We start from the raw sequence: 11,973 nt of genomic DNA on the forward strand, positions 1-11,973 counted from the left end.
GGGGCAGGGGTTCGATTCGCTCCCCGCTACGGCGCCGCACGATTTCCCACGCTACGATCTTCCCCGCGTTGCCATTTCCGCATCCACTCTCTGCCGTGATCACGCCGAAAGGTATCCGGTCGTGTCCGCCATCGGAAACGGTCACCGACTTGCTGGATCATCCGGTTGGTCGGCTCGCACAAAAGGCAGCGAGATAACCGAAACTCCCGCTCACGTTTGTTCCTGCAACAACGCCAACGTCGACTTGTAACATCCCCTCCCGGGGGATAGGGTAAGGCTTATGGCAAACGACCATGTTCATGAAACCCACCCCGAAATCGTCAAGCGGTTGCGGCGCGCTGAAGGACATCTGCACCGGGTGATCGAGATGTTCGGCGAGGGGCGATCCTGCCTCGATCTCGCCCAGCAGCTTCATGCTGTCGAAAAGGCTATCGGCGAGGCCAAGCGGACACTGATCCACGACCACGTCGACCATTGTCTGGACGCCGCAGCGAACGGATCTGCGAAGTCGACCAAGAGTGTGATGGCCGAGTTCAAGGCCATCTCGAAATATCTTTAGTGCGCGCGGCTGGGCTCGCCTCCTATCAGAGAACCTTGATGGCAAGTCGCTCCCTCATTGTAGCCATCGCCTTTCTGACAGGCGGCGCGGCCGTGGCGCTGACTCCGGGTGTGTCGACCATGCTGCAGCGCGCTGTCGGCATTCTGCCGAGCAAGACGTTGGCGCAAGGCAACAGCAAGCCCGGACAGAGCGAGCCAAAGTCGTTCGTCATTGCAATGGACGACGAACGGATCAAGCTCGCGCGTATCGAGCAGGCAACCGTGGGGCCAGGAACGATCGCAAAGCGCCTGACCGTACCCGGCACGATCATTCCGGATGCAGACCGGGTGGCGCATGTCTCGGTGAAACTGTCGGGCACCGTTGCGGAGCTGCGCAAGAAAATTGGCGACGATGTCGAGAAGGGTGAGGTTCTGGCCGTTCTTGAAAGCCGCGAGGTTGCCGACGCCAAGAGCGAATATCTTGCGGCCCGCTTGGCCAACGAATTGCAACAGGATCTTGCCGCGCGCGACAAGTCGCTGTGGGAAGGGCGCGCCGTTCCGGAGCTGCAATACATCAAATCGCGCAACGCCGCGGCGCAAACCGAAATGCGCCTCAACATCGCCCGTCAAAAATTGCTGGCGCTGGGCGTCGAAGCAAACGAAATCGCTGGTCTGCCGCAGTCGCCGGACGCGCTGTTGCGCAGCCAAAACGTCCGCGCGCCGATCTCAGGACGGCTCGCCGAGCGCAAGGTCGAACTCGGAACCGCGGTTGGCCGCGACAATCTCGAAACGGAGCTGTTCGTCATCGTCGATCTCAGCCGCGTGTGGGTCGAACTGTCGGTCTCCTCGAGCGACCTGCCGCTGGTCAGGGAAGGCCAATCGGTGCGCGTCTCCGCGCGGGGACTGTCCGAAATTGCGATGGGAAGGATCGTGTTCGTCAGTCCTTTGCTCGACAAGGAGACCAGAACCGCCCGCGTCGTGGCTGCGCTCGACAACACTGGCGGGCATTGGCGTCCGGGATCGTTCGTCACGGCTGCGATCGCGCTCAGCGAACGATCGGTCAATGCCGTCGTCCCGTCCAGCGCAATCCAGAATGTGGATGGCGCAAAGGCGGTGTTCGTGCGCAACAAGGAGGGATTCGAGAAACGCAACGTGGTGCCCGGCGAGCAGGATGGCCAGGCGATCGAAATCGTCTCCGGTGTTGCCGCCGGCGAAACCATTGCCGTTTCGAACACGTTCTCGCTCAAGGCCGAGCTCGCAAAACCTCGCGACGAGGATTAGGCGATGATCGCGTGGATCGTCGATTTCTCCGTTCGGCGGCGCTGGCTCGTTGTGCTGGTGACGCTCGCGGCCGCCGCCTCCGGTTTCTGGTCGCTGACCCGGTTGCCGATCGACGCCGTTCCCGACGTGACCAACGTTCAGGTCCAGATCAATGCGGTCGCGCCGGCCCTGACACCGGTCGAGATCGAGAAGCAGGTCACCGTGGCCCTGGAGACGGCTCTTGCCGGGACACCCGGGCTCGACTCCACGCGATCCTTCTCGCGCAATGGCTTTGCGCAGATCACCGCGGTATTCGCGGATCGCACCGACATCTATTTCGCCCGCCAGCAGGTTGCCGAACGTATCAACGAGGCTAAGGCCAACCTGCCGCCCCATGTGGATGTGAAGATGGGACCGATCTCCACGGGCCTTGGCGAGATCTATTGGTGGGCGGTTGAATATGAAAAAGCCGGCGCAACCGCACCTGTGCAGGACGGCAAGCCGGGTTGGCAGACCGACGGCAGCTATCTCACGCCCGAGGGCGAACGGCTGACGGATGATTTTCGTCGGACGGTTTATCTCAGGACGGTGCAGGACTGGATTATCCGTCCGCAGATGCGGACTGTTCCTGGCGTCGCAGGGGCGGACGCGATCGGTGGGTACGTAAAGCAGTTCCAGGTGCAGCCCGATCCAGGCCGGCTTGCAGCCTATGGCCTGTCGTTCGCCCAGGTGATCGCCGCCATCGAAGCCAACAATGTCAGCCGCGGCGCCAATTTCATCGAGCAGAATGGCGAAGGCGTTGTGGTCCGCGCCAGTGGGCGGGTGGAGGATATCGACGATATCGGCAAGATCGTCGTGACGACGCGGGGCGGCGTGCCGGTTCGCCTGTCAGATATCGCCGACGTCGCGATCGGGAAGGAACTCCGCACGGGCAGCGCCAGCGTCGACGGCCGCGAGGTGGTGCTCGGCACTGCGCTGATGCTGGTCGGCGGCAACAGCCGCACGGTGGCCGCCGCTGCCGACCGCAAGATCAAGGAAATCAGCCGGGCGCTGCCGCCGGGCATCCAGGCGCGAACGGTGCTGAACCGCACGCAGCTCGTCGACGCGACGATCACGACGGTTGCGACCAATCTGGCCGAAGGCGCGCTGCTCGTGATCGCGGTGCTGTTCTTGATGCTCGGCAATTTCCGCGCGGCGCTGATCACGGCTTGCGTCATTCCCCTCGCAATGCTCTTGACCGCGACCGGCATGCTGCAGGGGCGGCTCAGCGCCAATCTCATGAGCCTCGGCGCGCTCGATTTCGGGCTGATCGTCGACGGCGCCGTGATCATCACAGAGAACAGCCTGCGCCATCTGGCGGAACGGCAGCGCGAACTCGGACGAAGCCTGTCGCTGCATGAGCGCCTCGAAACCGTAACCGCATCGGCCACCGAAATGATCCGGCCGACGGTTTACGGCCAGCTCATCATCATCCTGGTTTACGTTCCGCTGCTCACGTTCACCGGCGTCGAAGGCAAGACGTTCGAGCCGATGGCGCTCACCGTCATGATAGCGCTCGCCGCCGCGTTCGTCCTGTCGCTGACCTTCGTGCCGGCGACGGTTGCGATCGCAATGTCAAAGCCGGTACGCGAACAGGAAAATGCCATCATCCGCAGCCTGAAGTCCGTCTATGCGCCGCTGCTCTCCCGCGCCACTGCCTCACCACTGCCGGTGATGGGCATCGCTGTGCTCCTGATCATCGGCGCAGCAGCGCTGTTCACAAGGCTCGGGCAGGAATTCACGCCGACGCTGGATGAAAAGAACATTGTGATGGAGGTCAAGCGCATTCCCAGCACCTCGCTGGCGCAGGCGCAGGCGATGCAGCTCCTGATCGAGCAATCCGTTAGCAAGTTTCCGCAGGTCGCCTTCGTGTTTTCGCGAACCGGCACGCCCGACCTTGCCGCGGACCCGATGCCGCCAAGCTCCTCCGACACCTACATCATCGTCAAGCCGCAGAGCGAGTGGCCGGACCCGTCGATGTCCAAGGACGATCTCATCAAGGAGATCGAAGTCGAGGCGAGCAAACTACCCGGCAACAAGCTCGGCTTCTCGCAACCGATCGAGATGCGCTTCAACGAGCTGATCGCCGGCGTGCGAGAGGATCTGGCGGTCAAGGTCTTTGGTGAGGATTTTGCCGAGATGCAACGCACGGCGGAGGACATCGCTAACGTACTGCGCCGCATCGAGGGTGCGCAAAACGTGAAGGTCGAGGAGACGACCGGCCTGCCGTTCCTCGAAATCAAAATTGACAAGACAGAGATCGCGCGCCGCGGGCTCAACCTCGTCACCATTCAAGACCTGATCGAAACGGCGATAGGTGGGCGCGTCGCCGGCCTCGTGTTCGAGGGAGACCGCCGCTTCCAGATCGTGGTCCGCCTGAACGATGTTTTGCGCTCCGACGTCTCCGCGCTTGAGAACCTGCCGGTGCCGCTGCCGCATGCCAATCCCGACGCGCCTGCCGCGTCCATTCCGCTGCGCACGCTTGCCGCGTTCGAGCAGACGGATGGCGCCAATCAGATCAGCCGGGAGAACGGCAAGCGGCGGGTGGTCGCGACTGCCGAGGTGCGCGGGCGGGATATCGGGTCCGTTGTTGCCGAGGCGCAGGCCAAGGTCGCCGAGCAGGTGAAGCTCGCTCCCGGCAGCTATCTGACCTGGGGCGGCCAGTTCGAGAATTTCTCCGTCGCCCGCCAGCGGCTGCTATTCGTCGTGCCGGGCTGTTTTGCCCTGATCTTCCTGCTCCTGCTCGGGGCACTGGGATCGGCGCGGGATGCGCTGCTCGTCTTCAGTGCCGTCCCTCTGGCTTTGACCGGGAGCATTATCACGCTCTGGTTGCGCGGCATGCCATTCTCGATCTCGGCCGCTGTCGGCTTCATTGCGCTGTCCGGCGTGGCCGTGCTGAACGGGCTCGTGATGCTGAGCCAGATCCGCAAGCTGATCGACGATGGCCTGGACACGCATGATGCAATCAAAGAGGGGGCGCTGACCCGCTTCAGGCCGGTGGTCATGACAGCGCTGGTCGCCTCGCTTGGATTTGTACCGATGGCGCTGGCGACCGGCACCGGCGCGGAAGTTCAGCGACCGCTCGCCACCGTCGTCATCGGAGGGCTGCTTACGGCGACGGTGCTGACGCTGCTCGTTCTGCCGGCGCTCTACGCCTATTTCGCGCCGCGGCGGTCGCAGCCGGAAAGCGAACAATACTTCGTCTCGAAACGCGCCGCGGAATAGATTTGAATCTGGCATGCTGCCAGTTCTCGCCAACCGCACCTATCGCCACCTGTTCGCCGCCCAGGTCATCGCGCTGGTCGGCACCCGCCTGATGACCGTCGCGCTCGGCTTGCTGGCGTTCAAGATCGCCGGCGACAAGGCGGGCGCGTGCTGGGCACGGCGCTTGCGATCAAGATGGTCGCCTATGTCAGCATTGCATCGGTCGCGGGAAGCCAGGTCGGCTACGTGCCGCGCCGGCCCTGACGTACGCCTACAATTTCTCGTCAATTGGATTTCGAGAACCGTAAAAGTAAATTTAGTTGAGAAGATCACGCTGAATTGCAATGTTTGATCTTCAAGTCGGGGCCTGCAGACCCCCGGCGTTCCAAGACGGCTCTCCGTCCAAGCTCTGCTCACTGCTCGAAGTCGTGTGACCTCGTGCGCTGGGCGTTTGGACCAAAACATGAGCTGCATTTCTTCAAAATGTCCCAGTAGCAGCTGCCGTCCCGGCGCGTTGGGTCGCTCGGACGCGGCAGATCCGGCTGAGGCGGCACGATGAACTTGGTGTCATTGGCGTTGCGACGCCCGATTTCGCTTTTGACGATGATCGTAGCCGTCGCCTTGATCGGTGTTCTGGCGCTTGATCGCATGTCTCGCGACATTTTTCCCGATCTCGGCGTGCCCGTCCTGTATGTGGCTCAGCCATACGGGGGGATGGATCCGGCACAGATGGAAGGGTTCATCGTCAACTACTATGAGTACCACTTCCTCTACATCACCGGCATCGAGCATGTCGAAAGCAGATCGATCCAAGGCGTAGGGCTGATCAAGCTCGAATTTCATCCCGGCACCGACATGGCGCAGGCCACGGCGGAGACGGTGGGCTACGTCGACCGCGCCCGTGCTTTCATGCCCGCCGGAACCGTGCCGCCTTTCGTGATGCGGTTCGATGCTGGAAGTGTTCCTGTTGGCGATCTCGTCTTCACCAGCAAGACGAAAACAGTCGCCGAACTTCAGGATGCGGCGCTCTTCAAGGTACGCCCGCCATCACCGGTTCAAGGTCGTGAAAGCTGTGCGCCACGTCCTTGTGGGTCAGGATCAGGCGAACAATGTTGACAAAGGTACTTCGCGGGAAGCCGTAGACGATCGGGTCTGCCATCTGTTTCTCCCTTGGTGAAATCGCTTACCGCCAGAACGGTTTGGCTGCTTCCTCCAGGGCCTTGTGTGTACCGAAAACCTAATCCGAGTTGATGACCTGATGGAATCACCTAAGCTGGCGGAATGATTGGGCTGCTCTGTTTCGTTCTGGCCGTCCTGGCCTCGCCCTTCAAGTCGAAGTTGCGGCTTGAAGCCGAGAACGCGGTGCTTCGACATCAGTTGATTGTCTTGAGGCGCAGGCCTCGTGGTCGCGTCCGGCTCACGAACCATGATCGCTGGTTCTTGATCCAGCTGTATCGCTGGTTTCCATCAATCCTGAAGGTTCTCACAATCATCCGGCCCGAGACGCTCGTGCGTTGGCACAGGGCCGGCTTTCGCTGCTACTGGCGTTGGAAGTCGCGCCCACAGGGAGGGCGACCGCAGATCGACACGGAACTGCGCGCCTTGATCCGGCGGATGAGCGTCGAAAATCCGCTTTGGGGCGCGCCGCGCATCCACGGCGAACTGCTCAAGCTCGGGTTTGAAGTCGCGCAGTCGAGCGTCGCCAAGTACATGGTCAAACGACGGGGGCCACCCAGCCAGGGATGGCGAACCTTCTTGCGCAACCACGCGCCGGACATTGCCGCCATGGATCTGTTCGTTGTTCCAACTATCGGTTTCGACCTGATCTATGCGTTCGTCATCGTCCGGCTCGACCGTAGAGATATCGTCTGGACCAACGTCACAGCAAATCCGACCGCAGAATGGGTTGCGCATCAGATAACGGAGGCATTTCCCTGGGACGGGGCTCCCGGTTACATGATCCGGGACCGTGATCGCATCTACGGTGCGGTCGTCACACGCCGACTGCGTGCCATGGGCATCCGGGACAAGCCTATTGCACCGGCCTCACCCTGGCAGAATGGCTTTGCCGAACGGCTGATCCGGTCGATCCGGCGTGAATGTGTGGACCACATCATTGTCCTGGGCGAGGCACATCTGCGCCGGATTCTGAAATCTTACGCTCGCTACTATAATGAGACGCGGACGCACTTGGCCTTGGATAAGGATGCGCCGGTTTCTCGCCCGGTTCAGCGAACCGGTGTGGTCAGGTCACTTGCCGTCCTAGGCGGACTTCATCACCACTACGCCCGAGCTTAAGTTTTCGGTACACACAGGCAAGCGAGCCTGAGCACGTCCGATCATCGGAGTAGACCGGAAGTGAACGGCGGCGTCCCAGAGCGACGCTTTTGACCCACAACGGACTTGGAGGCCGAGGCAAAAACCTCTGCTGGCGAGGCTGACGGGAAGCTATTTCAACCACAGCTTGAGGGGAACGGCCTGTCGATCGGGGCAGTCCATCGTGCCTGTATAAGAGTCTGACAACCGTCCGCTGTAGGTGCATTCGACGCCGGCAACCGAGAATGTCGCATTCAATTGGGATGATGAGGCCGATACCTGAAAACGCATTTCACCCGTCTTCTCCTCGGGGCCATCCTGAGTGCACAGACCAATATGCCTCATCATCAATGGCCCGAAGTATTCCTTTTTTTGGCCGGACATCTGTTCCGTCACGGTGGCGGTCAACTCCCACTCGCCAAGATACCCGGAATACCCGATGACCTGAAGCGACTGGGCGCCGGCCGGGGTCGCAAGGATACCCAGCGCAATCGGCAGGAAGAATGCTCTCACGACTTGCTCCCGTGCTCTCGCCGCGCGCGCCTCAGTGCTTCTGCAGGAACGCGCGCGCGTCTGCAACCTCGGTCCGGGTCTTGTCGGCGCCATCGGCGATCGCGACGACCTTGCCGTAATATTCCCGGGCCTTGGTGGCATCGTCGGACTTTTCGGCGGCCATTGCTGCGCCCGCATAGGCGCCGAGCCGGTTTGGTTCCTTCTTTAGCGTCGCTTCAAAGGCGGTGAGCGCCTCCTTGGCATTGCCGTTCTCAAGCAGCATGACGCCATAGAGTTCGCGGGCCGGCTTGGGCACGCCTGGCGTCACCGGATGCTTCTCGGTCTTGTCCTCGGCATCGGCGGCTGCACTCATGGCGCTTAGTGCGTCATCGCGCTTGCCTTCGGCATAGAGCAGCCAGGCGGCTGCGACTTGCTGCTGAATATCGACTTGCTCCGACCAATAGGCGTCCTTGGCGTCTCGCAGCTTATCCCGCAGCTCAGCGAGCTTGGCGATGTCGGCCTTGGCGGCTTCCGGATTGCCGGAGCGGGCTGCGCCGAGGGCACGAGCAAAATAAGTTATCGCCTGCACTTGGGCCAGCGGGCTGGGGCGAACCTGAAGCTCCGCGGCAGCCTTCCAGTCGCCGCGTTCCACGGCGTAGCGGGCCGGCGAAACAGCCAGTGCATACGGCCCGGGCAAGAACGTCTCGGTGAAGCCGGTGATCGTCATCATCTCGTCGATCACGGCCTTGGCTTTCTCGTCCTGTCCGAGTTGCAGATCGGCATAAACGAGGTAGTCCATTGCATGCAACCGGTCGTGGAGATCCTTGGATTCCTTTGCGACACGCGCTGCTTCGACGTTCGACGCGATCGATTCAGTCCAATAGCCGACTCGCGTGAAAATGTGCGACGGCATGTGCTGGGCATGCGCTGCTGCTGGAGCGATCTTGGCGTAGCGCCGCGCGGCATCGAGGCCTTTCTCGGCAAGCGGCGGATAGTCGTAGAGGTGGATGAGGTAATGTGACACGCCGGGATGCTGCGGCTGGCGTATTGCGATCGGCTCCAGGATGGCAGCGCCCTTGAGCTGGCTGGCGTAGGTCTTATCGGCCGGCGACGCCGAAGTATTCAGCGCGAGCGCATAGTGGATCTGCGCCTCATCGTCGTTTGGATAGCGCTGGGCCAGTTGTTCCATGGCCTTCGCATAGGCTTGTATGCGGGTGCGATGATCGACCTTCTCGTAGTCGGCGTACATGACCGCGAGCCCGTCTAGATAATCGAGCTCGCGTTGAGACTTGGCACCGACGCTCTTTCCCTTCGCGATCGCGGCAGCGCCTTCGGCGAGGTTCTTTGCGGGTGTCGCGACGTGCGGATTCAACAGCAAACTTAGGGCGATGCCCCAGTAGGCGATGCCGCACTCCGGATCGGCCTTCAGCACATCCCCAAACACCTGTTGCGACGCGCGATACCAGAACGAGTGCTGGTACAGCATCGCGTTGTCGAAGAGTTTCTGAGCCTCCGGTTTGCATGATGTTTCGAAATGCACAGTGCCAAGCTTATTGCCCTCCGATTGTCCCAGCGCCGGTTGTACGAACGAAAGTCCCGCCGCGGCCGCAGCAGCAATTGCGAATGGCGTTTTCATGATGATATAGCTCCGGGTCTGGATCGAATTTCCCCCGAGCGTTGCGCAGCTTAGACCCGATTTCTTGAGACCGCCTATGCATTTCCCCTTCTTTCTTGAGACAGGCTATGCATTTTCCCTTCGGCATTGACCGTTACAGGTCTTGTTACATCCCGTTCCAGTAGTCGCGGCTTTTCGGCGCGATCGAAAGAGATGGCGACTACGGCAGCAGCGCTGTCTTGAAGTCGCCTCGCGATCAGCCATGTTAGCTTAGTCGATGAGACGCGTAGGACTTATCGACATCATGGTAGGCAACGCGACGCGCCTCGGCGCATCGCAACGTTCCACCACGGGACGCTGCGCGTCGCACCACATCGCTACGCAACGCGCGAGCCGCCGGGGAATCCCGGCGGCTCGCGCGCGTTTAGCGCGGACGGTTCGCATGACATCGCGGCAAAGGGCCTCCGAGCCATGACGAGGAACAATGCCGATGACAAAATGCAGCTCGTGATGACGGATAAACGATTCAAGCAAGGCGCGCTCGAGCTAGGGACGGCGATGGCGTTTGAGGGCGACGCCGTACAGAGGGCTGCCAACGAGAGTGAATTCGCTCTGCGCAAGGATGACGATAATGCCGAAGGCGCGAGTTCTAGACGCGATCATCCAATACGCATGCAATGACCTCGTATGACCGCTCCTGGCCCATCAGCGAATTGGCGGCGCGCCTCATTGAGGTCCGTTCAATGGGGCATAGCGGACTGAATCTGCTCACGTTGAGTTCTTCGCATTTTGACCCGAAGCGGTCGTCACGCGGCTGCGCGGCGCGCTGCTCGAAGGTCAATGGTCCGCCCGAGTGGCGCTGGCGAACGTCCCCACGCCCGTCAGCGCGGTAAATGGTTGCCAGCCCTGAAGGCTGCGAAGTACGGTGGCGGAACAGGCTCATCTAGAAATGAAGCGGGACGGGAGAAAACGCATCATGAATTTAAGCACTGCTCTTTGCGCCACGTGCCTGTTTGGCCTCGTCGGCAGCAGCTCGGCGATGGCCGGAACCAACGACATCCTGATCGGCCTTGACAGCAAGATCACCTATGGTCCCGAAGGCCAGACGAATGGTGCCCCGGGTAGCGATGCCGTGCTGGTTGTGGACATTTCCAACCCCGCCAAACCCAAGGTTCGCGCAAGCCTGCCGCTGGCGAACTCTCTGCTGGGCCCGCCCACGAACCTGCAGATCACACCAAACGGCAAGCTGGGCCTGGTCGCCAATTCCGTGGTTCACGTCCAGGAGGGGAGCTCCTGGAAAACGGTCCCGGATGACAAACTGTACGTGATTGACCTCACTGCGGATCCGCCGAAGTTGATCGACACGGTTGCCGTCGGGCGGCAGCCATCCGGTCTCTCGATCTCCAAGAAAGGCGACCTCGCGTTGATCGCCAACCGAGACGGCAAGAGTGTCTCTGTTGTCTCGATACAGGGTTCAACAGTCAAGGCCGTCGGCGAGGTACCGGTGGAGCAGCAGGCTGCGGCCGTTGTCATCGCACCCGACGGCAAGCGCGCCTTTGTCTGCCTGAACCTCGTGCACAAAATCGGCGTGTTGGCGATCGATGGACAAAGCGTGACCTACGACAAGTCGATGGACATTCCATCGGCATTCAATCCCTACAACATCGACATCACGCCAGACGGCAAATACGTCATCGCATCGAACACCGGCGCACAGAAGAACAACGCCGATGCCGCGGTGATTATCGAAGCGACTGGTCCACATCCCCACGTGGTCGACGTGATGACTCCCGGTACCGGACCGGAAGGCTTCGCTATCGCGCCCAATGGGAAGACCGCAGCCACCCCGCTGCTGCTTGGCAGCTCGGCCAAGGACAGCGACTGGTTCAAGACCAGAGCCGGCGAACTCGTTTTGATGTCGATCGGCACCGACGGTAAGCTGACGGTGACCGCGCGTGCGCCGCTCGGCGGCCTGCCGGAGGGTGTCGCTTACAGTCCGAACAGCGACTACCTGTATGTGGCCAACTATATCGACCAGGACCTGCAGGTGTTTGACCTCGCCGACGGCAAGCTGACCGAGGTAGGACCCAGGCTGAAGCTGCCAGGCCAGCCGGCGTCCATGCGCGCGCCAGCGCGGTAGCGTCTTGCGTCCCCTTTCCGCGGACTTGGTCCGCGGAAAGGGACTTCCGCCCTCACGCCTTCCGGTTCCAATGTACTCTTAAAGGAGCGCCGCGAGCGTGCTTTTGCGTGATTTTGACGACAGCAGCTCGCGGCAGCTTGAGATCAACACCTGATTGCCGACCTCGAAGGGCCCTCCTTCATCTCTCGTACAGTTGCGCACCGTCGTACTCAGACGGCGCTCGTGACACACGACCCTGAACGGACATGGGCCTAGCCAGACATCGGCACAAAATTATGCTATGTAGGCATTCAAGTTCCCCGAGCACGGGGTGATAGGTCAGGACGTACGCCTCATTTCGCGATGTGCCGGCATATTTCCTGGCAGCCCC

9 protein-coding genes and 1 pseudogene are annotated in these 11,973 nt (G+C 61.3%); 8 read left to right on the forward strand and 2 right to left on the reverse strand.

Going from position 1 to position 11,973, the window contains the following annotated elements:
• Positions 1-280: 280 nt before the first annotated feature.
• From IVB46_RS36450 to IVB46_RS36475, 6 genes and pseudogenes are all read left to right on the forward strand, one after another.
• Positions 281-559, forward strand: a complete 279-nt coding sequence (locus IVB46_RS36450) for a metal-sensing transcriptional repressor (protein WP_247310197.1) — start codon at positions 281-283, stop codon at positions 557-559.
• Between the two features lie 38 nt (positions 560-597).
• On the forward strand, positions 598-1,818 hold the full coding sequence (locus IVB46_RS36455; protein ID WP_247310195.1) for an efflux RND transporter periplasmic adaptor subunit: 1,221 nt from the start codon (positions 598-600) through the stop codon (positions 1,816-1,818).
• 3 nt (positions 1,819-1,821) lie between these two features.
• Positions 1,822-5,061 carry a CusA/CzcA family heavy metal efflux RND transporter gene (locus IVB46_RS36460; RefSeq protein ID WP_247344718.1) on the forward strand — a complete coding sequence of 1,080 codons (3,240 nt, stop codon included), beginning with the start codon at positions 1,822-1,824 and terminating at the stop codon, positions 5,059-5,061.
• A 13-nt stretch (positions 5,062-5,074) separates the two neighbouring features.
• Positions 5,075-5,298: pseudogene (locus IVB46_RS36465) on the forward strand (MFS transporter); the annotation flags it as partial.
• 297 nt (positions 5,299-5,595) lie between these two features.
• Positions 5,596-6,156 carry an efflux RND transporter permease subunit gene (locus IVB46_RS36470; protein ID WP_247310191.1) on the forward strand — a complete coding sequence of 187 codons (561 nt, stop codon included), beginning with the start codon at positions 5,596-5,598 and terminating at the stop codon, positions 6,154-6,156.
• Positions 6,157-6,321: 165 nt separating this feature from the next.
• Positions 6,322-7,338 (forward strand): integrase core domain-containing protein, encoded by a 1,017-nt coding sequence (locus tag IVB46_RS36475; protein WP_247344722.1) that lies wholly within the window; start codon positions 6,322-6,324, stop codon positions 7,336-7,338.
• 150 nt (positions 7,339-7,488) lie between these two features.
• On the opposite strand, the gene IVB46_RS36480 is transcribed toward IVB46_RS36475, so the two are convergent.
• Together IVB46_RS36480 and IVB46_RS36485 are read right to left on the reverse strand one after the other, a co-directional pair.
• Entirely contained in the window at positions 7,489-7,869 is a 381-nt protein-coding gene (locus tag IVB46_RS36480) for a hypothetical protein (protein ID WP_247310188.1), read from the reverse strand.
• Between the two features lie 31 nt (positions 7,870-7,900).
• Positions 7,901-9,484: a hypothetical protein gene (locus tag IVB46_RS36485; protein WP_247310186.1), complete on the reverse strand. Its 1,584-nt coding sequence runs from the start codon at positions 9,482-9,484 to the stop codon at positions 7,901-7,903.
• A 477-nt stretch (positions 9,485-9,961) separates the two neighbouring features.
• Between IVB46_RS36485 and IVB46_RS36490 the strand changes: the two genes are divergently transcribed.
• Entirely contained in the window at positions 9,962-10,144 is a 183-nt protein-coding gene (locus IVB46_RS36490; RefSeq protein ID WP_247344725.1) for a hypothetical protein, read from the forward strand.
• A 295-nt stretch (positions 10,145-10,439) separates the two neighbouring features.
• The gene (locus IVB46_RS36495; RefSeq protein WP_247310181.1) at positions 10,440-11,603 is read left to right on the forward strand and encodes a YncE family protein; all 1,164 of its coding nucleotides are present in this window, start codon (positions 10,440-10,442) and stop codon (positions 11,601-11,603) included.
• The last annotated feature ends 370 nt before the right edge of the window (positions 11,604-11,973 follow it).

Origin of the sequence: Bradyrhizobium sp. 61, from assembly GCF_023073075.1 — a bacterium.
In the GTDB taxonomy this organism is placed as follows: Bacteria; Pseudomonadota; Alphaproteobacteria; order Rhizobiales; family Xanthobacteraceae; genus Bradyrhizobium; species Bradyrhizobium barranii.